Here is a 23,747-nt window from a genome sequence, read left to right as displayed (position 1 = left end):
TCACAACTTCAGTCCCTGGCCAGGCGGCGGATCGCCGCCATCGGCACGGGCAGCCAGTCGGGGCGGTGCCGGGCCTCGTAGAGGACCTCGTACACCGCCTTGTCGGTCTCGTACGCGCGCAGCAGCTCGGGCGACTCGCGCGGGTCCGAGCCGGAGCGTGCCGCATAGCCCGCGCAGTAGGCGGCCCGGCAGTCCGTGGCCCAGGCCGGGTTCGGCGGGCGCGCCGAGCAGGACGCGTAGTCGAAGGAGCGCAGCATGCCCGCGACATCGCGGACCGGGGGCTGCGGGCGGCGGCGCTCGGCGAGCGGGCGGGCCGGCTCGCCCTCGAAGTCGATCACCGACCAGGGTCCGTCCGCGGGCCGCAGGGCCTGGCCCAGGTGCAGGTCGCCGTGGACGCGCTGGGCCGTGCCCGCCGAGTCGAGGGACGCGACCGCCTCGAACGCGGCCCGCAGCCCCGGTACGTACGGCGCGAGCGCGGGCACCGCCTGGGCGGTGGCGTCCAGGCGCTCGGCCATCGCGGCCGCGATCAGCGCCGTCTGCGGGCGGCCGAGGGTGACCGGCGTGAAGGCCTCGGCGAGGGCCAGATGCACCTCGGCGGTGGCCCGGCCGAGCTCGTACGCCTCCCGCGTGAAGGTGCGGCCCGCCGCGAGCGAGGCGAGCGCCAGGGTCCAGCCGTCGTCGGCGCCGCGCAGGAACGGCTGGAGCACGCCGAGCGTCGCCTCCTGGGGCTGGGAGGTGCGGAACCAGGCGGCCGGGGCGGGCACCCGGTCGCAGCCCTGGCGGGCCAGCGCCCACGGCAGCTCCAGGTCCGGATTGACGCCCGGCTGCACCCGGCGGAACACCTTCAGGATGAACGTATCTCCGTACACCAGTGAGGAGTTGGACTGCTCGACGCCGAGCAGGCGCGGTGCGAGACCCGGCGGAACCTTCACCTCCGGGTCGAGTTCGAAGGACAGCGGGCCCACCGTGCCCGGGGTGCGCAGGCGCTCCATGAGCAGGGCCGCGGACTGCGGGTCCTGGAGGGCGTCGTACACCGTGCGCCCGGCCAGCGGGCCCTTGTCCGCCCGGCCGATCAGGGCGGGGGCGAGCCGGGGAGGCAGCTGGTCGCGCACCCCGATCAGGAGCTGGTAGCAGTCGGCGGGCACCGGCGCGGCGTCGGCGGGGAGCGGCACCGGAGCGTGCTCGGTGCGCACGAGGAGGTGCAGGAAGCCGGGCAGCAGCTCGGTCGCGCTGAGCAGGACGAAGTCCGTGACGGGCCGCCCCTTTCCCGCGAACCAGCGCTGCCGGGGGAGCCATTCGTGCAGGAGCGGGGCGAGCGAGGTCAGCAGCCGGGCGAGTGGGAGGCCGGTGGTACGGGGCGGTGCGGCCTTCGGCATGACGGCGCATCCTTTCCCCGGGCACACATCGAGTTGCGCAGAGTGTCCCGGATTGCAACAGAAGCTGTCCGGCGGCGCGCGGGGTTCGGGGTTCAGAGTGCCCCGGGCGGAGCGGTGGAAACCGCTCCGCCCGGCGCTACGGGTCAAGTGACGGCGGGGTCCTTCCGCAGCCGGAACCAGTAGAAGCCGTGTCCGGCCAGGGTGAGCAGATACGGCCACTCGCCGATCGCCGGGAAGCGCACCCCGCCGATCAGCTCCACCGGGTGCATCCCGTTGAACGCCCTCAGGTCGAGCTCGGTGGGCTGCGGGAAGCGCGAGAAGTTGTGCACGCACAGCACCAGGTCGTCGCCGGACTCGCGCAGGAAGGCGAGGACGGCCGGGTTCGACGACATCAGCTCGGTGTACGAGCCGAGCCCGAAGGCGTGGTTCTGCTTGCGGATCTCGATCATCCGCCGGGTCCAGTGAAGCAGCGAGGACGGCGAGGCCATGGCCGCCTCGACGTTCGTCACCTGGTAGCCGTAGACCGGATCCATGATCGTGGGCAGGTAGAGCCGGCCCGGGTCGCAGGAGGAGAAGCCCGCGTTGCGGTCCGGGGTCCACTGCATCGGGGTGCGCACCGCGTCGCGGTCGCCGAGCCAGATGTTGTCGCCCATGCCGATCTCGTCGCCGTAGTACAGGATCGGCGAGCCGGGCAGCGAGAGCAGCAGCGCGGTGAACAGCTCGATCTGGTTGCGGTCGTTGTCGAGCAGCGGGGCGAGCCGGCGCCGGATGCCGATGTTGGCGCGCATCCGGGGATCCTTGGCGTATTCGGCGTACATGTAGTCGCGCTCTTCGTCCGTGACCATTTCGAGGGTGAGCTCGTCGTGGTTGCGCAGGAAGATGCCCCACTGGGCGTTGCGCGGGATGGCCGGGGTCTTGGCGAGGATTTCCGAGACCGGGTAGCGCGACTCGCGCCGTACCGCCATGAAGATGCGCGGCATCACCGGGAAGTGGAACGCCATGTGGCACTCGTCGCCGCCCTTGGCGTAGTCGCCGAAGTAGTCGACGACGTCCTCGGGCCATTGGTTGGCCTCGGCGAGCAGCACCGTGTCCGGGTAGCTGGCGTCGATCTCGGCCCGTACCCGCTTGAGGAACTCATGCGTTGCCGGAAGGTTTTCGCAGTTGGTTCCCTCCCGCTGGTACAGGTAGGGCACCGCGTCGAGGCGGAAGCCGTCGATGCCGAGGTCGAGCCAGAAGCGCAGGGCGGAGACGATCTCCTCCTGCACGGCCGGGTTCTCGTAGTTGAGGTCGGGCTGGTGGGAGAAGAAGCGGTGCCAGTAGTACTGCTTGCGGACCGGGTCGAAGGTCCAGTTCGACGTCTCGGTGTCGACGAAGATGATCCGGGCGTCCTGGAACTGCTTGTCGTCGTCGGCCCAGACGTAGTAGTCGCCGTAGGGGCCCTGCGGGTCCTTGCGCGACTCCTGGAACCACGGGTGCTGGTCGCTGGTGTGGTTCATGACAAAGTCGATGATCACGCGCATGCCGCGCTGGTGGGCGGCGTCCACGAACTCCACGAAGTCGGCGAGATCACCGAACTCGGGCAGCACGGCCGTGTAGTCCGAGACGTCGTAACCGCCGTCGCGCAGCGGGGATTTGAAGAACGGCGGCAGCCAGAGGCAGTCGACACCCAGCCATTGGAGATAGTCCAGCTTGGCGGTGATGCCCTTGAGATCCCCGACGCCGTCGCCGTTGCTGTCCTGGAAGGACCGCACGAGCACCTCGTAGAACACCGCACGCTTGAACCACTCGGGGTCGCGGTCCTTGGCGGGGGTGTCCTCGAAGGTGTCGTGGACGGGCTCGTTGACGATCATGGTGTGGGTGACCCTCCGATCGGCGGGGACGGTCGCAGGACCAGGATGTGCGCGGGCGCTCGGCCCGGCTCCAGACGCACGTAATTGGCCCTGCCCCAGTGGTAGGTCTCACCGGTGAGCTCGTCGCGCACCGGGACGGACTCGTCCCACGCGAGGCCGAGTGCCGGCATGTCCAACGAGACCGTCGCCTCCTGGGTGTGGTGGGGGTCGAGGTTGGCGACCACCACAACGGTGTTCGACCCCGCGCGCTTGCTGTACGCGATGAGCGCGTCGTTGCCGGTGTCGTGGAAGTGGACCGAGCGCAGCTGCCGCAGCGCCGGATTGCGGCGCCTGATGCGGTTGAGCGAGGTGATCAGCGGGGCGATGGAGCGGCCCTCGCGCTCGGCCGACTCCCAGTCCCGGGGCCGTAGTTGGTACTTCTCGGAATGCAGATACTCCTCGCTCCCGGCCTTGGCCGGGGTGTTCTCGCACAGTTCGTATCCGGCATAGACACCCCAGGTGGGGGAGAGCGTCGCGGCGAGCACGGCCCGCACCTCGAAGGCGGGCCGGCCGCCCTCCTGGAGGTAGCCGTGCAGGATGTCCGGGGTGTTCACGAAGAAATTGGGCCGCATGTAGGACGCGGACTCGCCCGCCAGCTCGGTGACGTATTCGGTGAGCTCGTGCCGGGTGTTGCGCCAGGTGAAGTAGGTGTACGACTGCTGGAAGCCGATCTTGGCGAGGGTGCGCATCATGGCGGGCCGGGTGAACGCCTCGGCCAGGAAGATCACGTCCGGGTCGGTCCCGTTGATCTCGGCGATGACCTGCTCCCAGAACACCACGGGCTTGGTGTGCGGATTGTCGACGCGGAAGATCCGTACGCCGTGCCCCATCCAGAACCGCAGCAGCCGCACCGTCTCCTCGATGAGACCGGGCATGTCCTGGTCGAAGGCGATCGGGTAGATGTCCTGGTACTTCTTCGGCGGGTTCTCGGCGTACGCGATCGTCCCGTCCACCCGGTGGTGGAACCACTCGGGGTGCTTGTCGACCCAGGGGTGGTCGGGGGAGCACTGGAGGGCGAAGTCGAGGGCCACTTCCATGCGCAGGTCGCGGGCGGCGGCCACGAAGTCGTCGAAGTCGTCGAGGGTGCCGAGGTCGGGGTGGACGGCGTCGTGCCCGCCGTCGGCCGAGCCGATCGCCCAGGGCACTCCGACGTCCCAACGCCCCGCCTTCAGGCTGTTGTTGGGGCCCTTGCGGTAGGTGCTGCCGATGGGGTGGACGGGCGGCAGATAGACCACGTCGAAGCCCATCGCGGCGACCGCGGGAAGGCGCTCCGCCGCGGTGCGGAAGGTGCCGGAGACCGGCGGTGCGCCCTTGGTGACCACCGCCCCCTCCGAGCGCGGGAACAGCTCGTACCAGGACCCGAACAGGGCGCGCTCGCGCTCGACGAGCAGCGGCATGGGGGCCGAGGAGGTGACGAGCTCGCGCAGCGGGTGCGCCGCTAGGGCGGCCACCGCCGCCGGGGCGAGCGCGGCCGCGAGCCGGTTCCCGGGCGGGCGGCTCGTGTCGCGCAGGGCGTCCACCGCGGCCAGGACCGCCTCGCGGCCCTTGGCCTTGGGCACCCCGGCCGCGGCCCGCTCGTACAGCGCGGCGCCCTCCGCGAGGACGAGCTCGGTGTCCTGGCGGGCCGGGATCTTGATGGCGGCGTGGCGGCGCCAGGTCGTGACCGGATCGCTCCAGGCCTCGACGGCGTACGTCCACCGGCCCTCGGCGGCCGGGGCGACCTCGGCGCCCCAGCGGTCGGTGCCGGGGGCGAGCTCGCGCATCGGGGTGAAGGGTCCCGGCCTTCCTCCCGGGTCTCTCAGGACGACATTGGCGGCGACGGCGTCGTGGCCTTCGCGGAAGACGGTGGCGGTGATCTGGAAACTCTCCCCGGCCACCGCCTTCGCGGGCCTTCTGCCGCACTCGACGGCGGGGTGTACGTCGAGCACGGGGATGCGGCCGATTGACGGGTTCGGGTTCACGGGCTCACCTGCGGGCGATTGGTAGGGTTTGCCGCGTTTGCGGGAATCTGTCCTTTTTAGCTGCTCCGTTGACGGCTGACCGGCTGCGGGCATGGCCGCTCCTGTCCGCGTTCACTCGAATGGCGTGCGGGAGAGACTGCGGGAATGCGTTACCGGGGGAGCCTTCCACGGCGTGCGGGTGGGCATTCCGGCAGTTTGTTAACTACCTGCGCGTAACGGTTCAGACAAGGAAGGTGCCGCGCCTTTCGTCGGCAACGGCTCAAACTTTGCCTACCCGTAGGTCATGTGATGCTCCGTCAGGTGGCGGCGGAAATCGGAGGCGCCGGGCCGCGAGGCGCTGTGGTTGACGGGGCGCACCGGCACTACCTTCGGGGGTGAAGGAGGGGCGCACATCGCGGTGTGCCCACCCCGGTACGTACATCCCCTGCAAAGGTGGAAGCGTGAAGGCAATCCGTCGATTCACCGTGCGCCCTGTCCTGCCCGACGCCCTCCGGCCGCTCAGCGACCTCGCGCGCAATCTGCGCTGGTCCTGGCACACCGAGACCAGAGAACTCTTCCAGTCCGTGGATCCCGACGGCTGGCGGGCGGCGGGTGAGGATCCGGTGCGGCTGCTCGGCGCCGTCGGCGCCGCCCGGCTCGATTCGCTCGCCCAGGACCGCCGCTTCCTGCGCAGACTCACCGCCGCCGCCGACGACCTCGACGACTATCTGCACGGCCGCCGCTGGTACCAGGAGCAGAGCGGCGAACTCCCTTGCGCCATCGGCTACTTCTCTCCCGAATTCGGCATCACCGCGGCCTTGCCGCAGTACTCCGGCGGCCTCGGCATCCTCGCCGGCGACCATCTCAAATCGGCCAGCGACCTCGGCGTACCGCTCATCGGGGTCGGCCTCCTCTACCGGCACGGCTACTTCCGCCAGTCGCTCTCGCGCGACGGCTGGCAGCAGGAGCACTACCCCCTGCTCGACCCCAACGAGCTGCCCGTCTCCCTGCTGCGCGAGGAGGACGGCACCCCGGCCAGGGTCTCGCTCGCGCTGCCCGGCGGCCGCGCCCTGCACGCCACCGTCTGGCAGGCCCGGGTCGGCCGGGTGCCGCTGCTCATGCTCGACTCGGACGTCGAGGAGAACGCGCCGGGCGAGCGCGACGTCACCGACCGGCTCTACGGCGGCGGCAGCGAGCACCGGCTGCTCCAGGAGATGCTGCTCGGCATCGGCGGGGTGCGCGCGGTCCGCACGTACTGCCGCCTCACCGGGCACCCGGCGCCCGAGGTGTTCCACACCAACGAGGGCCACGCGGGCTTCCTCGGGCTCGAACGCATCCGTGAACTCGCGGGCGAGGGGCTCGAATTCGACGCCGCGCTCGAATCGGTGCGGTCCGGGACCGTGTTCACCACCCACACCCCGGTGCCGGCCGGAATCGACCGCTTCGACCGCGAGCTGGTCGCCCGCCACCTCGGCGACGACGGCGAGCTGCCCGGGGTGCCCGTCGAGAAGATCCTCCAGCTCGGCATGGAGACCTACCCCGGCGGCGAGCCGAACCTCTTCAACATGGCCGTGATGGGGCTTCGGCTCGCCCAGCGCGCCAACGGGGTCTCGACCCTGCACGGCGCGGTCAGCCGCGAGATGTTCGCGGGCCTGTGGCCGGGATTCGACGCGCAGGAGGTGCCGATCACCTCCGTCACCAACGGCGTGCACGCCCCGACCTGGGTCGCCCCCGAGGTCTTCCGGCTCGGCGCCCGGCAGATCGGCGCGGGCCGCACCGAGGACGCGCTGACCGTCGGCGGCTCCGACCGCTGGGACGCCGTCGCCGACATCCCGGACGCCGAGATCTGGGAGCTGCGCAGGGAACTGCGCGAACAGCTCGTCACCGAGGCGCGGGAGAGGCTGCGCGTCTCGTGGCGCCAGCGCGGCGCGGGATCGGCCGAACTCGGCTGGATCGACGGGGTGTTGAACCCCGACGTGCTCACCATCGGCTTCGCCCGGCGAGTCCCCTCGTACAAGCGGCTCACGCTGATGCTGCGCGACCGGGACCGTCTGATGGAGCTGCTCCTTCATCCGACGCGGCCGGTGCAGATCGTCGTCGCGGGCAAGGCGCACCCCGCCGACGACGGCGGCAAACGCCTCGTGCAGGAGCTGGTGAAGTTCGCCGACGACCCGAGGGTGCGCCACCGGATCGTGTTCCTGCCCGACTACGGCATGGGCATGGCACAGAAGCTCTACCCCGGCTGCGACGTGTGGCTCAACAACCCGCTGCGGCCCCTGGAAGCCTGCGGGACGAGCGGCATGAAGGCGGCCCTGAACGGCTGCCTCAACCTGTCCGTCCTGGACGGCTGGTGGGACGAGTGGTTCGAGCCCGACTTCGGCTGGGCCATCCCGACCGCCGACGGCGCGTCGACCGACGAGGACCGGCGCGACGAGCTGGAGGCCAACGCGCTGTACGACCTCATCGAGGACCGGGTCGCCCCGCGCTTCTACGACCGGGGCCCGGCCGGGCTCCCCGACCGCTGGATCGAAATGGTCCGCCAGACCCTCACCACCCTGGGCCCGAAGGTGCTCGCGGGGCGGATGGTGCGGGAGTACGTGACCCGCCTGTACGCGCCCGCCGCCGCGGCACACCGGGCCCTGGACCCGTCCACCGCAAGGGAGCTGGCGCAGTGGAAGGCGCGGGTGCGGGGGGCCTGGCCGCGGGTCGCGGTCGACCACGTCGAGGCGCTGGCCCCGGCCGCCGGGGCTCTCAACGGCACCGCGGAGCTCGGCTCCACCCTTGCGCTGCGGGTCCGGGTCGCACTCGGCGAGCTCGGCCCGGACGACGTCGAGGTGCAGGCGGTGGCGGGCCGGGTGGACGCGGCCGACGCCATCGCGGACGCGGCGGCCTTCCCGCTGAAACCGGCGGGCGGCCCGGACCTGGAGGGCCGCTGGATGTACGAGGGCCCCCTCGCGCTGGACCGTGCGGGCCCGTTCGGCTACACGGTCCGCGTGCTTCCGGCCCACCGCCACCTGGCCACCCATGCGGAGCTCGGCCTGATGGCGGGCCCGACGGAGGCGACCGGAGAGGGCGCGGGCGTGCTCATGCGCTGAGCCGCGTACGCCCGCGGACATGGGCGGTGCCCGGAGCCTCGTGGGCTCCGGGCACCTTCACTTTCCGGCCAGCCGCCTGGTCAGAAGGTGAGCTTCCAGAAGGTGAACCTCAGGGGGTACCGGACGTTCAGAAGGAGAGCTTGAAGTCGGTGATGGTGCCGACGTCCTGCCGCGCCTTGTCCTGGACCTTCAGCTTCCACACGCCGTTCGCCGCGACGCTGGAGGCGTTCACGGTGTACGTCTTGTCGAGGTTCTTCGTCGAGTCCGACGAAGAGCTCTGCAGCCGGAACGAGGTGCCGTTCGGGGCCACCAGGTCGATCTGGAGGTCACCGATGTAGGTGTGGGTGATCTTCACCCCGACCTTGAGGGCGGACGGCGCGTTGCCGGTGATGCCCGAGACGGTGACCGGCGAGGTCACCGCGGCACCCGGGTAGTCCGGGATGGCCACGCTCGCGGTGGACTCGAAGACCTTGCCGCCGGGGTCGCCGCCGCCGGCGCGGGCGCCGACGTTGATGGCCGCCCAGGCGTTGGTGATGTTGGTGACCTCGGCGCTGTTCGCGCCGTACAGCTCGGTCGCCGCGGCGATGGTGCCCGCGCGGGCCCCCGCGTAGTCCGTGCTGGAGTTGAACTTGGTGGTCAGCGCCTTGTACCAGATGAGCTGGGCCTTGTCGCGGCCGATGCCGGTGACCGGCAGGCCGTCGGAGGTCGGCGAGTCGTAGCTCACGCCGTTGATGACCTTGGCGCCACTGCCCTCGGAGGCCAGGTAGAACCAGTGGTTCGCGGGGCCCGAGGAGTAGTGGACGTCGAGGTTGCCGACGCCGGAGTACCAGCTGTCCGCGGAGCCGCCGTCCTTGCTCGGCTTGTCCATGTAGCGCAGCGGGGTGCCGTCACCGTTGATGTTGATCTTCTCGCCGATGAGGTAGTCACCCGGGTCCGAGGCGTTGTTCGCGTAGAACTCCACCGAGGTGCCCATGATGTCGGAGGTGGCCTCGTTCAGGCCGCCCGACTCGTCGGCGTAGTTCAGGCCCGCGGTGGCGGCGGTGACGCCGTGCGTCATCTCGTGGCCCGCCACGTCGAGCGCGGTCAGCGGGTCGTTGTTGCCCGCGCCGTCGCCGTACGTCATGCAGAAGCAGCTGTCGTCCCAGAACGCGTTGACGTACGCGTTGCCGTAGTGGACGCGGGAGTACGCGCCGACGCCGTCGCCGCGGATGCCGCTGCGGCCGAAGACGTTCTTGTAGAAGTCCCAGGTCTCGCCGGCGCCGTAGGCGGCGTCCGCACCCGCCGTCGCGGCGTTGGAGTTGGTGCCGTCGCCCCAGGTGTCGTTGGTCTGGGTGAACAGCGAACCCGTCCCGGACGAACCGTGGTTCAGGTTGTACGTCTTGTGCCCGCCGCGCGCGGCGTCGGTCAGGGTGTAGTTCGACCCCGACTGCGAGCTGCCGAGCGTGACCTGGCCGCTGTAGTGGGTGTTGCCGACACCGGTCTCGATGCCCTGCCACTGGTGCAGCTTGGCGCCCGTCTTGGCGTCCGTGATGACGTGCAGCTGGTTCGGGGTGCCGTCGTCCTGCAGCCCGCCCACGACCGTCTCGTACGCGAGGGTCGGCGCGCCCTTGACCATCCAGATGACCTTGCGGGCGCTGTCGGCCTTGTCCGCCTTCGAGCCGGCGGCCTTGGCGGCCTTGAGGGCCTGGCCCTCGGCGGCGGCCGGGGCATTGGCGGGGGTGGACGTGGAAATGCCCTTCAGCTGCGCGCTGTTGGCCTTGCTGACGCCCTTGGTCTTGCCGGCCGCGGTGTCGACCATCAGGTCGCCGCCGAGGACGGGCAGGCCGTCGTAGGTGCGCTCGTAGCGGGTGTGCGTGGTGCCGTCCTGGTCCTTGGACACATCGTGGACGACGAGCTTCTCCTGCGCGCTGAGCCCGAGCTCCTTGGCCGTGGCCGCCGTGGTGGCCGTGGCCTGGCGTATGAGCTCGGCACGCTGGGAGGGGCTGAGGCCGGCGGGCAGGGCGCCCGGGTTGCGTACCGCCTGGGCCTTGAGGGCCGCGGTGGCCGCGGAGTCGTCGGGGCGTGCGCTGGCGCTACCTGCCTGGACGCCGACACTGAGCATGGCGGCTGCGGCGATCAGGGCGCCGGTGGCGGTGGCACGACGACGGTGCGTGGATCTCACGCGAACTCCTTCTGCGAGGGGGATCCGGTCGACTGGGTGGGGCCGGCCGGGCAGAGCAAGGCGGAGCGTGTGCGGCAACAAAGCGTGCTGCGTGAAAACTTTGTGCGTGGAACGGGGAGAGAGTGCCAGCAGATGAGAACTAATGTCAGGAGCGCGTCAACAAGTTGGCCGAAAAACGTCCGTTGTCCGAAGGTCGCCGTTCGTTAAGCGGACGTTTCGGCAATGATGATGGCGATGCCATCGAGGAGTCGGTCGAGCCCGAAAGCAAAGAGCGAGTCCAAGTCCAGCTCGAATGGCTCGTGTTCGAAGATGGTGGTCAGGACGGGGTAGCCGCCGCCCGCCACGATGGCCGCAAACCGACCCCCGTTCCGGTCCATCCATTCGTCGTTGGAGACCCCGGTGTCCTGGAGGGCGTGGCCCTCCAACTCCATGGCCACGCCCAGACCCTGGACGAAGGCGATCAGCGTCAGGTGCGCGTGCATGACCCGGTGCGCGCCCAGGCCGGTGCCGCGCAGGGCCCGCAGGGTCCACTCGGTGTACTTCATCGCCTCCGGCATGGGATCCGGCCGGATGAAGGACGCCATCGCCCGCGCCATCCACGGGTGCCTGCGATAGGCGGCCCACAACGTCCGGGCCGCATGCGCGAGTTGATCCCGCCAGTCTCCGGTCGGCCGCCCCGGGTGCGCCTCGCCGAACCCCACGTCCGTCATGAGCCGTACGAGGTCGCCCTTGCTCGGCACGTGCCGGTACAGCGCCATCGTGGAGGTGCCGAGGTCGCCGGCGACCCGGCGCATCGAGAGCCCGGCCAGGCCCTCGGCGTCCGCGATGCGGACGGCGGTGGCCACCACGGCCTCGCGGCTCAAAGCCGCCGCTCCGTCCTGGGCGCGCGCCGGGCGTGCCTCGGCGACCACCGTGCCGACCCCCGGCACCGCCCGCACCAGGCCCTCGCGCGTGAGCGCGGCGAGCGCCTTGGTCGCGGTCGCCATCGCCACCCCCGACTCGCGCACGATGGCCCGCGTGGAGGGCACCCGGTCGCCGGGCGCGAGCTCCCCGGAAGCGATGCGGCGCCGGATGCCGGCGGCGATGGCGAGGTAGGGCGGCTGCTCGGTCACGGCGGGCAGTGTACTAGTGCGCCGGACGGTGTAATGCCCGCTGATACCAAGGGTGTTACCGGGGTGCACTAGCCGCTGATGGCGGTGTACGCGCGACGCTGTTTCGCTACCGTCATGGACACCACGACCGGCCCCCTCGCGGGCCGCACGGACCCGGCCCCGCAGCGCGCCGGGCGCAGGGAATGGACCGCGCTCGCCGTCCTCATGCTGCCGCTCCTTCTCGTCTCGATGGACGTCTCCGTCCTCTACTTCGCCATCCCGTTCATCAGCGAGGACCTGGCGCCCAGCTCCACCCAGCAGCTGTGGATCCTCGACATGTACGGCTTCGTGCTCGCCGGGCTGCTCATCACGATGGGCGCCCTCGGCGACCGCGTCGGCCGCCGCAGGCTGGTGCTCGCGGGGGCGGGCGTGTTCGGCCTGGCCTCGGTCGCCGCGGCCTACGCCGACTCGCCCCAACTCCTCATCGCCGTACGGGCGTTGCTCGGTGTCGGCGGGGCCGCGCTGATGCCCTCCACGCTCGCCCTGATCCGCAACCTCTTCCATGACGAGAAGCAGCGCGCCACGGCGGTCACCGCCTGGACCGGCGTCATGACGGCCGGCATCTCCTTCGGGCCGGTCGTCAGCGGCGCCCTGCTCGAACACTTCTGGTGGGGCTCGGTGTTCCTCATCAACCTGCCGGCGATGCTCCTGCTGCTGATCCTGGCGCCACTGCTGCTGCCCGAGGTGAGGCAGCCGTCGTCCGGCCGCTTCGACTGGCCGAGCGCGGTGTTGTCCCTGGCCGGGCTGCTCCCGGTGATCCAGGGCGTCAAGGAACTGGCCCGCAACGGCGTCGAGTTGCCGCCCATCCTGATGATCATGGCCGGATTTGGTCTGCTGTACGTCTTCGTCCGGCGCCAGTCGAGGCTCGCCCACCCCCTGGTCGACCTGGAGCTGCTGCGGCGGCGCGGTTACGGCGGCGCGGTGCTGGCCAACCTCTTCGCCATCGCGGCGACCGTCGGCATGGCGGTGTTCCTCACCCAGTACCTCCAGTCGGTGCTCGGCAAGAGCCCGTTCGAGGCGGCGCTGTGGAGCCTGGTGCCGGCGACGGGCGCGTTCGTGGGCGCGCCGACCGGGGCGGTGCTGGCCCGGCGCTTCGACCGGGGGACGGTCATGGCGTGCGGCTTCGCGGTCTCCGCGGGCGGCTTCCTGGCGCTGACGTGGGTGCGTACGGACTCGGCGCTCTGGTTCACCCTGGCCGCGTGTGCCGTCTACACCTCGGGCCTTGTCGCGGCGATGGCCCTCGCCAACGAACTGGCCCTGGGCGCCGCCCCGCCCGAGCGGGCCGGCTCCGCGGCCGCCGTCCTGGAATCCGGGCAGGAGCTGGGCGGCGCGCTGGGGATGGCGGTCCTGGGCTCGGTGGGGGCGGCGGTCTACCGGCACGGCATGGGCGACGCGCCGGCCGCGGCACGCGAAACGCTGGGCGGGGCGCTGGCCAGCCTCCACGGGGCTGACCTGGAGGCGGCGTTCTCCGCGTTCACGCGGGGCCTGGACTTCGCGGCGCTCTGCGCTGCCGCGCTGATGGCGGGGGCGGCGGGGCTGGCGCTGACGCTGCTGAGGATTCGGCGGGGTGAGGGTGATCCGGCTCCCTCGGGGAGGTGACTGTGGGGGTGCGGGGTTGTTTCGGCTGCGGGCCGGTCCGTGGCCGGTCGCGCAGTTCCCCGCGCCCCTGAGGGGGTGTGGCTTGGCGGGGTTCGGCGTTCTGCTGGGTGTGGGGTGCTTCGGCTGCGGGCCGGTCCGTGGCCGGTCGCGCAGTTCCCCGCGCCCCTAGGGGGCTCGACTCTGCGGAGCTCGGCGTTCGGCTGGGTGTCCGGCTGTGTGGTGGGGCCGCGCGATGGTGCAAGCCCGTGCACCTTCCGGGCGTGGGGCTCGGGCCCGTTGAGCCGTGACCCGGCGGCTCCGAGGGGCGCATCGTCCGGCTTCGCCGCGTGGGCGCCGGGCGGTGGCCCGCGCCCTCCAGGGGCGCGGGGAACTGCGCGATCAGCCACTGACGGTCCGCAGTCGCATATCGGCGGTGCGGCCCCCTAGACCCTGGGGTCGACCCACAGCGACTCCGCCACCGCGTAAAGGTCGCCCGAAGCCGAGGTCAGCGCCACGCCCATGTGGTGTTTGCGGCCTTCCTCGGCGCGCAGCCACGCGTACGAGATGAGCGGCTCGCCCACCCTCACCGGGCGGAGCAGGGTCGCCGTGAGGGAGGCCGTCACCGCCCCCGCCCGCTGGGTGCCGAGGAGGCGGCCCGCCGCGTTGCCCGGGCAGTCGAGCGCGCCCCACACCAGCTCGGGGGGCAACGCGCCGTCCGCACCGGCGAGTTGGGAGCCCGGGGTCCAGGCGGTGGCCACCAGGGCCCGGCCCGGGACCCGGCCGCAGTGCTGGCGCAGGCCGGTGTCGGGGGTGCGGTCCAGGCCGCAGCCGAAGCAGTCGACGCTGCCGGACGGGGGCGCGGCCCGGTAGGCCTCGGCCGCGGCCGACGCCTGCGCCCACGACGGCGCGTCCGGCGCCTCGACGCTCTGCTCGGCCGGGACGGCGACGGCAAGCACCGCCTCCCCGGAGGTCAGTTGGCTGCCGCCGTCGGCGGTCTCGGCGAGCCGCACCGGCACACCCGTCGGCACCGGCCGCCGGAAGTCCACCCGTACCGTCTTGGCCCCTGCCCGACGGGCGAGCACGCCTGCCACGTAGCCGCCGAAGGCCACCCCCGGGTACCCCTGGAGGTGGGCCGGAACCGTGATCGTCTCTATCGCTGTCATGCCCGCCACCCCATCACACCGGCCCCGGTGCCTGCGGGTACTGTTCGGGCCGCCCGGCCGGAACACCGTGAGGAGCCCCACCCATGACCGACCACCGCATAGGCCCGCCCCACTTCGGCAGCGAGCGCGAGACGCTGCGCGCGTTCCTCGACTACCACCGCGCGACGCTGGCCATGAAGTGCGAGGGGCTCGGCGACGAGGAACTGCGCCGGCAGTCGATGCCGCCGTCCACGCTCTCGCTGCTCGGCCTGGTGCGGCACATGGCCGAGGTCGAACGGACCTGGTTCCGCCGGGTCTTCGAGGACCACGACATCCCGATGGTGTGGTCGGACAAGATCGATTTCCAGGCGGCGTACGACGCGAGCAACTCCACCAGGGCCGAGGCGTTCGCGGCCTGGGAGGCCGAGGTCGAGCACTCGCGGCGGATCGAGCGGGACGCCGAGTCCCTCGACCTCGCGGGCCACCAGCCGCGCTGGGGCGAGGACGTGTCGCTGCGCATGGTGATGCTGCACATGATGCACGAGTACGCCCGCCACAACGGCCACGCCGACTTCCTGCGCGAGGGCGTCGACGGAACCACGGGAGCCTGAAGGCTGGCTCAGCGCCAGGGGATGTTCCGCCAGGGGCTGGCCTCGTGCTCGGTCAGGATCCGGTGCGCGTCGACGTTCTGCTGGTAGTAGCGGCCGTACGACTCCTCGTCGAAGCGCAGCACCCGGCCGAGCGCGTACGCCGCCGAGAAGTCCTCCCACGAGCGGTAGGCCGACTTGCTGAGCGCGCCCGCGTGCACGATCGCCTGCTCGGCCTCGTGCGGGGTGCAGAACCGGGCCGAGAGCCCCCAGCGTGCCAGGTTCACGGCCCGCCCGTAGTCGTAGGCGACGGTGGTGGTGACCCGGCCGTCCGGCGAGAGCAGCCCGTCCGCCCGGAACCGGGCCTCGTACCGGATGATGCGCCGGACCAGCTCTTCGATGTCCTTGACCGCGCCGGGGCCGACTCCGATGTCCTGGGCGTGCCCGGCGGCCGTCTCGCGCCACAGATCGGGCGGCGGCGCCTCGTCGAGCCCGGCGCGCAATTCCTCGCGCACGCGCAGGACGAAGTCGGGCTCGGCCGGGCTGTTGCGCGCGTCGAGCAGGAAGTCCAACTGCTGCCGCCAGCCCGCCCGGTCGGTGATGTCCCAGGAGTCGCGGAGCATCCGGAGCTGCCGGGTGTACTCCTGGTAGACCGAGCCGACCTCGTTCCACGGCACGTCGTTGCCGAGCGCCAGATGCGCGCCGCAGGCAAGGCCGTACGCGAGCGGTCCGCGCAGCGCGCCGTGCCGCAGGCCGATCAGCCGGGCGGGGCGCTCGACCTCCTCGTGGAGCCGGCGCCACAGGGCCAGGTTGTCGGCGGCGGTGGGCAGGAACAGCTGGGCCGGGGTGCCGGCGTCGACCGCGAGGAGCGCCCGCCCGTCCAGGAGGCCCGAGTCGGCGATCCACTTGAGGGAGACCCCGTGGAACACCCAGTCCGGATGCCACGGCGGCAGCATCCCCCGGGTGAGCACCGGCTTGCACAGCCAGCCCGACGCGTCCCGGTAGGAGGGCCAGCGGATCAGGTCGGGCCGCGCGTCGACCTCGGCCTTCGGCGCGGCGATGTATAGCTCCTCGCGGGCGAGCACCCGCAGCTGCGCCATCACGTCGCCGCGCAGCCCCGCCGAGTGCAGCAGCCACTCCGTCTCCGTAGGCGCCGCCCAGTTGGTACCCGTCCCCGTTGCCACGCCCCGATCCTACGAACTCCCTTCCGGCCGCCACGCGGCAGGTACAGGGAAACGCACAGGTCAGGCCAGGCTGTCCCGCCAGGCGCGGTGCAGGTCGGCGAATCGGCCGGTGCCCGCGATCAGGTCGGCGGGGGAGCCGTCCTCGACGATGCGGCCGTGCTCCATCACCAGGACCCGGTCCGCGATCTCGACCGTGGACAGGCGGTGCGCGATCACCACCGCCGTACGCCCGTTGAGGACCGTGTGCATGGCGCGCTGCACCGCCCGCTCGCCCGGAATGTCCAGCGAACTGGTCGCCTCGTCGAGGATCAGCACCGCCGGGTCGGCCAGCAACGCCCGTGCGAAGGCGACCAGTTGGCGCTGCCCGGCCGAGATGCGGCCGCCCCGCTTGCGTACGTCGGTGTCGTAGCCGTCGGGCAGGCCCGCGATGAAGTCGTGCGCGCCGATCGCCTTCGCGGCCTGCTCGATCTCGTCCCGGGTGGCGTCCGGGCGGCCGATCGCGATGTTCTCGGCGACCGTGCCGGAGAACAGGAACGCCTCCTGGGTGACCATGACGACCCCGCGCCGCAGATCCCGTACGGACAGCTCGCGCAGATCCGTGCCGTCGAGCAGGACGCGGCCCGCCGTCGGATCGTAGAAGCGGGCCAGGAGCTTGGCGAGGGTGGACTTGCCCGCGCCCGTCGAGCCGACCACGGCGACGGTCTGGCCCGCCGGGATGGTCAGGTCGAAGCGGGGCAGCACCTCGCCGCCGGTCCGGTAGCCGAAGCCGACCTGCTCGAACTCGACGCGGCGGCCCGGGAGTTCGGCCGCCCGCTCCGGCAGGGCGGACGGCTGGGCGCTCTCCCGGACGGACGGGGTCTGGGCGAGCAGCCCGGCGACCTTCTCCAGGGAGGCCGCGGCCGACTGGTAGGAGTTGAGGAACATGCCGAGCCGGTCGATGGGGTCGTACAGGCGGCGCAGATACAGCACCGCGGCCGCGAGCACACCCAGCTCCAGGCCGCCGTCCGCGACCCGGGTGGCACCCCACAGCACCATCGCCGCGACCGCCGTGTTGGCGACGAGCCGGGAGCCCACGACATAGCGAGCCATCTCCAGGAGGGCGTCGCCGTTCGTCCGCTCGTGGCGGCGGTTCAGCTCCTGGAACTCGGCGTCGTTGGCCCGCTCGCGCCGGAAGGCCTGCACCGGCCGGATGCCGTTCAGGGTCTCCGCGAACTTGACGATCACCGCGGCGATCGCGGTGGACCTGGCCGCGTACATGGTCCCCGCCCGGCGCTGGTAGAGCCGGATCAGGAAGTGCAGCGGGACGTAGGAGGCGACGGCCAGAGCCCCGATGCCCCAGTCGAGCCAGAGCAGCATCGCGCAGATGTAGACCGAGGAGAGGATCACCCCGATCAGCTCCTGCAGGCCCTCGCTGAGCAGCTCCCGCAGCGACTCGACGTCCGTGGTGGACCGCGAGATCAGCCGGCCCGAGGTGTACCGCTCGTGGAAGTCCACGCTCAGCGCCTGCGCCTGCCGGAAGATCCGCCCGCGCAGATCGAGCAGCACGTCCTGGTTGACCCGCGCGGAGGTCTGGATGAACGCGTACTGGAAGAACCCGGAGCCCAGCGCGCACACCAGATATCCGGCGCCCACCGCGATCAGCGGCCCGTAGTCGTGCGCGCGGAACGCCGGCACGCCCCGGTCGATGGCGTACGCGACGAGCAGCGGGCCCGCCTGGGCCGCGGCCTGTTGCACGACGAGCATCAGCGTCGCGATCACCACGCGCCGGCGCAGCGGCCGCAGCAGGGACCTGAGTAGCGCGCCGGTCGCCCCCGGGGGCGCGGGCAGCTCGTCCCGGTCAAAGGGATCGCCGGCCGCCGGCACCTCGTCCTCCCCGGTGGCGGTCTCCTCCCCGACAGTCGTGGTCATCGCCCGTCCTCCCCCTTGCCGTCGTGACGTTCTTCGGCGCCCGACATGAGCCAGGCGTATTCGGCGTTGCCGCGCAGCAGCTCCTGGTGCGTGCCGACGGCCGCGATCCGTCCGCCCGAAAGCAGGGCGACCCGGTCGGCGAGCATCACCGTGGACGGGCGGTGCGCGACGACCAGCGCGGTGGTGTCCTGAAGCACCCGCCGCAGCGCCGCCTCGACGAGCGCCTCGGTGTGTACGTCCAGGGCCGACAGGGGGTCGTCGAGTATCAGGAACCTCGGCCGCCCCACGACCGCCCTGGCCAGCGCGAGCCGCTGCCGCTGCCCGCCCGACAGGCTGAGCCCCTGCTCCCCGACCTGCGTGTCCACGCCCTGCGGCAGCCGCCGTACGAACTGGGCCTGCGCGATGTCGAGCGCCCGCTCCAGATCGGCCGGACTTCCGCCGCCCATGCGGACGTTGTCCCCCACGGAGGCCGAGAAGAGCGTGGGCTCCTCGAACGCGACGGAGACCAGTCCGCGCAGCCGCTCCCGCGGCATGAGCGCGATGTCCTCCCCGTCGAGAGTGATCCGCCCCCCGCTGGCCTCGTGCAGGCGCGGCACGAGCGCGGTGAGCGTGGTCTTCCCGGACCCGGTCCCCCCGACGAGGGCCATGGTCTCGCCGGCCCGTATGTGCAGATCGATCCGGGAGAGGACAGCCGAACTCCCCTCGGCCGCATCCGGATACCGGAAGACGACCCCCTCGAACCGGATGCCGAGTTCCTCACGGCCCGGCACTGCCTGAGCAGTGCCGGCCGACTCGGCCTCCGGCGCGGAACCCGGGGAGTCGGGGGAGGCGGCACCCTCGGCCTCCTCCTCCGCGTCCATGGCCTCGAAGAAGCGGACCGTCGCCGTCGCGGACTCCTGGCTCATCGCAAGCAGGAAGCCGATCGACTCCACCGGCCACCGCAGGGCCAGCGCCGTGGACAGGAACGCCACCAGCGTTCCGGCCGAGAGGTGCCCGTCGGCCACCTGCACCGTACCGAGCACCAAGGCCGCGCCGATGGCGAGTTCGGGGATCGTGGTGATCAGGCCCCAGAGCCCGGCGAGCAGCCGGGCCTTGGCGAGCTCGGTGCCGCGCAGCCGCCGGGAGAGTTCGCGAAAGGCCAGGGCCTGGCTGCGGTGGCGGCCGAACCCCTTGATGATGCGGATGCCGAGCACGCTCTCCTCGACGACCGTCGTGAGGTCGCCCACCTGGTCCTGCGCCTGCCGGGCGACCAGCGAGTACCGGGTCTCGAAGACCGAGCACAGGACCACCAGCGGGATCACCGGGACGAGCAGCACGAGCCCGAGGCTCCACTGCTGCGACAGCAGGATCGCGAACCCGGCCAGGATCGTCACCCCGTTGACGACCAGGAAGGTCAGCGGGAACGCCAGGAACATCCGAAGCAGCATGAGGTCCGTGGTGCCCCGCGACAGGAGCTGGCCCGACGCCCAGCGGTCGTGGAAGGAGACCGGAAGCCGCTGCACGTGCCGGTACAGATCGGCCCGCATGTCCGCCTCGACGCTCGCGAGCGGCCGCGCCACCAGCCACCGCCGGAACCCGAAGAGCGCCGCCTCCGCCACCCCGAGCAGCAGCAGGTACAGCGCGCCGAGCCACACCCCGCCGGGGTCGTGGTCGGCGACCGGCCCGTCGACGATCCACTTCAGGACGAGCGGGATCACCAGACCGAGACAGGAGGCGACAACCGCCACAAATGCCGCGCTGAACAGGCGAGTTCGCACGGGTCTTACGTACGGCCAGAGCCTCAGGAGCGCGCGCGTGGCCGACGGGTCCTTGGTAGCTGCATGTGTATCGGGCATCGTGGCCGAGCCTACGGACGGCCACTGACAGTGCCCACCGAGTTTCGGACGGGCCCGGCTGGTCCGCTGGTCCTAGGACCGGTCGTCGGGCGGCGGTGATGGACGGCGCCGCGTCGCGTTTCGAGCCGGGAGGGCAGGGGGTCGTACCGCCCATCAACCGATCGGTTGATGCGGGGTCGAGCGCGATGGGCGATGTGGCGGACCCCCGCCGAACGGGATTCTCAAGGCATGCCAATCATCGAAGTCACCGGAGTGCGCAAGACATACGGCCGCAGGCCCGCCGTCGACGGCGTCAGCTTCGCCGTGGAAGAGGGCGAGATCTTCGGGATCCTCGGCCCCAATGGCGCCGGCAAGACCACCACCGTCGAGTGCATCGAGGGGCTCCGCGTCCCGGACGCCGGGACGATCCGGGTGGCCGGTCACGACCCCGTCGCCGACCACGACCAGGTGACCCGCATCCTCGGCGCCCAGCTCCAGGAGAGCGAGCTCCAGCCCAAGCTCACCGTCCGCGAGTCCCTTGAGCTGTACGCCGCCTTCTACCCGAACCCGGCCGACTGGCGCCCGCTCGCCGAACGACTCGGCCTCGGCGAGAAGCTGAACACCCGCTTCGCCAAGCTGTCCGGCGGACAGAAGCAGCGCCTGTTCATCGCGCTCGCCCTCATCGGCAACCCGCGCGTCGTGGTGCTCGACGAGCTCACCACCGGCCTCGACCCGCGCGCCCGCCGCGACACCTGGGAACTGATCGAGGACGTGCGCCGCAGCGGAGTCACCGTCCTGCTCGTCACCCACTTCATGGAGGAGGCCCAGCGCCTCTGCGACCGCGTCGCTGTGATCGACAAGGGGCGGATCGCCGCCCTGGACACCCCCTCCGGTCTTATCCGGCGGGCGGCGGGCTCCACCGTCATCTCCTTCACCCCCTCGGCACCGCTCGACGACTTCGCCCTGGCCGAGCTGCCGCAGGCCGCCGCCGTGGAGGAGAAGCACGGCCGGGTGACCATCCACGGCACCGACGAGACCGTCAACGCCGTGATCACCCTGCTCGCCCGGCACCACATCACCGCCCACCAACTCCGCGTCTCCGAGGCGACCCTCGACGACGCGTTCCTGGACCTGACGGAGGCCTCGGCATGACCACCACCCTCACCCGGCCGCGCCCCGCCCGAGCCGCCCGCACCTCCCGTACGGCCGCCGTCGCCGTACTGAAGACCGAGACCAAGCTGTTCCGGCGCGAGCCCGCCGGGCTCTTCTGGATCATGGTGTTCCCGACCGTCCTCCTTGTCGTGCTCGGCTCGATCCCCGGCTTCCGCGACCCCGACAAGGCGCTCGGCGGCATCCGCTTCGTCGACGCCTACGTTCCCGTCGCCGTACTCCTCTCCATGATCATGGCGGGCCTCCAGGCGATGCCGCCGGTCATCACCGGATACCGCGAGCGCGGCATCCTGCGCCGCATGTCGGCCACCCCGGTCCGCCCTGCCGCCCTGCTCGGCGCCCAGATGGGGCTGCACGGCGTGGCCGCGCTGATCTCCGCCGTCCTCTCCATCACGGTGGGCCGGCTCGCCTTCCACGTGGCCCTGCCGCACCAGCTCTTCGGGTATGCCCTCGCTCTGCTGCTCGCCGTCCTGAGCGCGCTCGCCCTCGGCGCCCTGATCTCCGCCCTCTCCCGTACCTCGAAGGTCGCCAACGCCATCGGCTCCGCGGTGTTCTTCCCGATGATGTTCAGCGCCGGTGTCTGGCTGCCCGTCCAGGCCATGCCCGACACACTGGGCCGCATCGTCGAGCTGCTGCCCTTCGGTGCCGCAGCCCAGGCCCTCAACGAGGCCGCGGCCGGCGGCTGGCCCGGCTGGGACCACCTCGGCATCCTCGCCCTGTGGACCGTGCTCCTCTCGGCGGCCGCCACCCGCTGGTTCCGGTGGGAATGACAGCCGTGTCCTTCTGGGGCGGCTCCGGTGACGGCTTCGACGTGGACGAGACTGGGGCCATGAGCAACGGGGCGAGCACGGCGAAGTCGGATCCGGTGGAGGAACGCTGGGGGGTGTTCCACCGCTGGGGACCCTATGGACTCCTCTTCGTCGGCTGCCTCGCCGCCGCGGCCACCGCCGACCTGCTGATGAGCACCGCCGACCGCTGGGCCGCCGCCGCCCTGGCCGGCGGTGCCCTGCTGCTCCAGCTCTGCTGGGGCCATCTGCGCCGCACCCGGCCGGGACCGAGCGCCGCCGGAGTCGTCTACTACTTCCTGCGCTGGGCCTTCGCCTTCGCGCTCACCTGGCTCAACCCGTTCTTCGCGTTCTACGCCGTCGTCGGCTACTTCGGCGCCCAGGCGGTGCTGCCCCGGCGCTGGGTCAAGGTCGGCCTGTTCGCGACCGCGGTGATCATGGCCGGCTCCCAGTCCGGCGGCCTGCCACCCAAGGGCTCCATGGGGTGGGTCCTGTTCGGCGCCGTACTCGCCATCAACTCCGTCCTCCTCACCGTGTTCGGCCACCTCGCCGCCCAGGAGGACGAGCGGGCCCGCGTGCAGGTCGCCACCATCGACGAGCTGGAGACCACCAACGCCCGCCTCCAGCAGGCCCTCGACGAGAACGCCGCCCTGCACGCCCAACTCCTGCTCCAGGCAAGGGAGGCGGGCGTCGCCGACGAACGCCGCCGGCTCGCCGCCGAGATCCACGACACCATCGCCCAGGGCCTGGCCGGCATCATCGCCCAGCTCCAGGTCGTCACCAGCAGCACCGACCCCGACCTCGTACGCGAACACCTCGCCAGCGCCCAGTCGCTGGCCCGGCACAGCCTCGGCGAGGCCCGCCGCTCCGTGCAGAACCTCAGCCCCCTCGACCTCGAACACGACGTCCTGCACAAGGCGTTGAAGAAGACCGTCGCCGACTGGGGCAACCGGCACCAGGTCCGCGCCGACTTCACCGTGACCGGCACCGCCGTGCAGCTCCACGACGAGATCGAGGCCACCCTGCTGCGCATCGCCCAGGAGGCCCTCGCCAACGCGAGCCGCCACGCCCAGGCCTCCCGCATCGGCGTCACGCTCTCCTTCATGGGCGACGAGGTCTCCCTCGACGTCCGCGACGACGGCCGGGGCTTCGACCCGCTGGGCCTGCCGGCCCGCTCCGGCACCGGGGGCTTCGGCCTCGACGGCATGCGCGCCCGGGCCGAACGCATCGCCGGCAGTGTCACCGTGGAATCGGAGCCCGGCCATGGCACCGCGGTCTGTGCCCGCGTACCGTTGGTCCCCCATGACCAATGACGCCACCATCACCCTCCTGATCTGCGACGACCACCCCGTAGTACGGGACGGTCTGCGCGGCATGTTCGCCTCGGCCGACGGCTTCGAGGTCCTCGGCGAGGCCTCCGACGGAGTCGAGGGTGTCGAGCTCGCCGAGCGACTCGACCCGGACGTAGTCCTGATGGACCTGCGGATGCCCGGTGGCGGGGGAGTGGCCGCGATCGCCGAGCTCACCCGGCGCGGGCTGCGCTCCAAGGTCCTCGTCCTCACCACGTACGACACCGACTCGGACACCCTCCCCGCGATCGAGGCGGGCGCCACCGGCTACCTCCTCAAGGACGCCCCGCGCGAGGAGCTGTTCACCGCCGTCCGGGCCGCGGCCGCGGGCCGCACGGTGCTCTCCCCGGCGGTCGCCTCCCGCCTCGTCACGGCGGTCCGCACGCCCGCCGTCCCCGCCGGTGAACCCCTCTCGGGCCGCGAGCGCGAGGTCCTCGCACTCGTCTCCAAGGGCACCTCCAACCGGGAGATCGCGCGGGCCCTGTTCATCAGCGAGGCCACCGTGAAGACCCATCTGACGCACATCTACGGCAAGTTGGGCGTCAAGGAACGTGCCGCCGCGGTGGCGGTGGCGTACGACCGGAAGATCCTCGGCTAGCCGAAGCTCGTCGCGCCGCC

General features: G+C 71.7%; 16 protein-coding genes. 7 read left to right on the top strand and 9 right to left on the bottom strand.

Translation table 11 applies throughout. The annotated features are described in order from the left end of the window. Positions 1-8 precede the first annotated feature (8 nt). From OHA17_RS12490 to OHA17_RS12480, 3 genes are all read right to left on the bottom strand, one after another. Positions 9-1,376 (bottom strand): maltokinase N-terminal cap-like domain-containing protein, encoded by a 1,368-nt coding sequence (locus tag OHA17_RS12490; protein WP_406506623.1) that lies wholly within the window; start codon positions 1,374-1,376, stop codon positions 9-11. 143 nt (positions 1,377-1,519) lie between these two features. Further along, entirely contained in the window at positions 1,520-3,226 is a 1,707-nt protein-coding gene (treS, locus tag OHA17_RS12485; protein WP_406506621.1) for a maltose alpha-D-glucosyltransferase, read from the bottom strand. Then, positions 3,223-5,319 carry an alpha-1,4-glucan--maltose-1-phosphate maltosyltransferase gene (locus tag OHA17_RS12480; protein ID WP_406506619.1) on the bottom strand — a complete coding sequence of 699 codons (2,097 nt, stop codon included), beginning with the start codon at positions 5,317-5,319 and terminating at the stop codon, positions 3,223-3,225. Before OHA17_RS12480 ends, treS begins: the two co-directional genes overlap by 4 nt. Positions 5,320-5,666: 347 nt before the next feature. Here OHA17_RS12480 and glgP point away from each other — a divergent pair, with 347 nt between their 5' ends. Then, the gene (glgP, locus tag OHA17_RS12475; RefSeq protein ID WP_406506617.1) at positions 5,667-8,300 is read left to right on the top strand and encodes an alpha-glucan family phosphorylase; all 2,634 of its coding nucleotides are present in this window, start codon (positions 5,667-5,669) and stop codon (positions 8,298-8,300) included. A gap of 127 nt (positions 8,301-8,427) precedes the next feature. Here the strand turns inward: glgP and OHA17_RS12470 are convergent, their stop codons facing one another. Together OHA17_RS12470 and OHA17_RS12465 are read right to left on the bottom strand one after the other, a co-directional pair. Continuing rightward, a complete protein-coding gene (locus OHA17_RS12470; RefSeq protein WP_406506615.1) occupies positions 8,428-10,461 on the bottom strand; it encodes a M4 family metallopeptidase in 2,034 nt (677 codons plus the stop codon). Positions 10,462-10,664: 203 nt separating this feature from the next. Next, complete coding sequence (locus OHA17_RS12465; RefSeq protein WP_406506613.1) at positions 10,665-11,573, bottom strand: TetR/AcrR family transcriptional regulator C-terminal domain-containing protein; 909 nt, start codon at positions 11,571-11,573, stop codon at positions 10,665-10,667. Between the two features lie 114 nt (positions 11,574-11,687). Between OHA17_RS12465 and OHA17_RS12460 the strand changes: the two genes are divergently transcribed. Then, complete coding sequence (locus OHA17_RS12460; RefSeq protein WP_406506611.1) at positions 11,688-13,211, top strand: MFS transporter; 1,524 nt, start codon at positions 11,688-11,690, stop codon at positions 13,209-13,211. A gap of 422 nt (positions 13,212-13,633) precedes the next feature. On the opposite strand, the gene OHA17_RS12455 is transcribed toward OHA17_RS12460, so the two are convergent. After that, on the bottom strand, positions 13,634-14,353 hold the full coding sequence (locus OHA17_RS12455) for a PaaI family thioesterase (protein WP_406506609.1): 720 nt from the start codon (positions 14,351-14,353) through the stop codon (positions 13,634-13,636). Positions 14,354-14,436: 83 nt separating this feature from the next. Here OHA17_RS12455 and OHA17_RS12450 point away from each other — a divergent pair, with 83 nt between their 5' ends. Continuing rightward, positions 14,437-14,943, top strand: coding sequence for a DinB family protein (locus OHA17_RS12450; protein WP_406506607.1), 507 nt, complete (start codon positions 14,437-14,439; stop codon positions 14,941-14,943). Positions 14,944-14,951: 8 nt separating this feature from the next. Here OHA17_RS12450 and OHA17_RS12445 read toward each other — a convergent pair whose 3' ends face one another. From OHA17_RS12445 to OHA17_RS12435, 3 genes are read right to left on the bottom strand one after another with little or no spacing between them, the layout of a single operon-like run. Next, the gene (locus tag OHA17_RS12445; RefSeq protein ID WP_406506605.1) at positions 14,952-16,103 is read right to left on the bottom strand and encodes a DUF1266 domain-containing protein; all 1,152 of its coding nucleotides are present in this window, start codon (positions 16,101-16,103) and stop codon (positions 14,952-14,954) included. 60 nt (positions 16,104-16,163) lie between these two features. Then, positions 16,164-18,011: an ABC transporter ATP-binding protein gene (locus OHA17_RS12440; protein ID WP_406506603.1), complete on the bottom strand. Its 1,848-nt coding sequence runs from the start codon at positions 18,009-18,011 to the stop codon at positions 16,164-16,166. Then, complete coding sequence (locus OHA17_RS12435; protein WP_406506601.1) at positions 18,008-19,846, bottom strand: ABC transporter ATP-binding protein; 1,839 nt, start codon at positions 19,844-19,846, stop codon at positions 18,008-18,010. Before OHA17_RS12435 ends, OHA17_RS12440 begins: the two co-directional genes overlap by 4 nt. Before the next feature lie 228 nt (positions 19,847-20,074). Here OHA17_RS12435 and OHA17_RS12430 point away from each other — a divergent pair, with 228 nt between their 5' ends. Genes OHA17_RS12430 through OHA17_RS12415 form a run of 4 tightly spaced genes read left to right on the top strand, consistent with a single transcriptional unit; the run spans position 20,075 to position 23,727 of the window. Continuing rightward, a complete protein-coding gene (locus tag OHA17_RS12430) occupies positions 20,075-20,977 on the top strand; it encodes an ATP-binding cassette domain-containing protein (protein WP_406506599.1) in 903 nt (300 codons plus the stop codon). Then, positions 20,974-21,765, top strand: a complete 792-nt coding sequence (locus OHA17_RS12425) for an ABC transporter permease (protein WP_406506597.1) — start codon at positions 20,974-20,976, stop codon at positions 21,763-21,765. Before OHA17_RS12430 ends, OHA17_RS12425 begins: the two co-directional genes overlap by 4 nt. 59 nt (positions 21,766-21,824) lie before the next feature. Next, entirely contained in the window at positions 21,825-23,093 is a 1,269-nt protein-coding gene (locus OHA17_RS12420; protein WP_406510695.1) for a sensor histidine kinase, read from the top strand. Beyond that, entirely contained in the window at positions 23,083-23,727 is a 645-nt protein-coding gene (locus OHA17_RS12415) for a response regulator (RefSeq protein WP_406506595.1), read from the top strand. The genes OHA17_RS12420 and OHA17_RS12415 overlap by 11 nt, the downstream gene beginning before the upstream one ends. Positions 23,728-23,747: the final 20 nt, after the last annotated feature.

Source organism: Streptomyces sp. NBC_00212 (assembly GCF_045206365.1).
In the GTDB taxonomy this organism is placed as follows: Bacteria; Actinomycetota; Actinomycetes; order Streptomycetales; family Streptomycetaceae; genus Streptomyces.
The sequence above is the reverse complement of the archived record's forward strand: the minus strand, read 5'-3'. Positions and strand labels throughout refer to the sequence as shown.

What these genes read in the sequence shown, in the direction of transcription:
- OHA17_RS12490 (WP_406506623.1), bottom strand. Translation starts at nt 1,376, where the DNA reads ATGCCGAAGGCCGCACCGCCCCGTACCACCGGCCTCCCACTCGCCCGG.
- OHA17_RS12460 (WP_406506611.1), top strand. Translation starts at nt 11,688, where the DNA reads ATGGACACCACGACCGGCCCCCTCGCGGGCCGCACGGACCCGGCCCCG.
- OHA17_RS12435 (WP_406506601.1), bottom strand. Translation starts at nt 19,846, where the DNA reads ATGCCCGATACACATGCAGCTACCAAGGACCCGTCGGCCACGCGCGCG.
- OHA17_RS12425 (WP_406506597.1), top strand. Translation starts at nt 20,974, where the DNA reads ATGACCACCACCCTCACCCGGCCGCGCCCCGCCCGAGCCGCCCGCACC.
- OHA17_RS12420 (WP_406510695.1), top strand. Translation starts at nt 21,825, where the DNA reads ATGAGCAACGGGGCGAGCACGGCGAAGTCGGATCCGGTGGAGGAACGC.
- treS (WP_406506621.1), bottom strand. Translation starts at nt 3,226, where the DNA reads ATGATCGTCAACGAGCCCGTCCACGACACCTTCGAGGACACCCCCGCC.
- OHA17_RS12455 (WP_406506609.1), bottom strand. Translation starts at nt 14,353, where the DNA reads ATGACAGCGATAGAGACGATCACGGTTCCGGCCCACCTCCAGGGGTAC.
- OHA17_RS12440 (WP_406506603.1), bottom strand. Translation starts at nt 18,011, where the DNA reads ATGACCACGACTGTCGGGGAGGAGACCGCCACCGGGGAGGACGAGGTG.
- OHA17_RS12450 (WP_406506607.1), top strand. Translation starts at nt 14,437, where the DNA reads ATGACCGACCACCGCATAGGCCCGCCCCACTTCGGCAGCGAGCGCGAG.
- OHA17_RS12430 (WP_406506599.1), top strand. Translation starts at nt 20,075, where the DNA reads ATGCCAATCATCGAAGTCACCGGAGTGCGCAAGACATACGGCCGCAGG.
- OHA17_RS12415 (WP_406506595.1), top strand. Translation starts at nt 23,083, where the DNA reads ATGACCAATGACGCCACCATCACCCTCCTGATCTGCGACGACCACCCC.
- OHA17_RS12480 (WP_406506619.1), bottom strand. Translation starts at nt 5,319, where the DNA reads ATGCCCGCAGCCGGTCAGCCGTCAACGGAGCAGCTAAAAAGGACAGAT.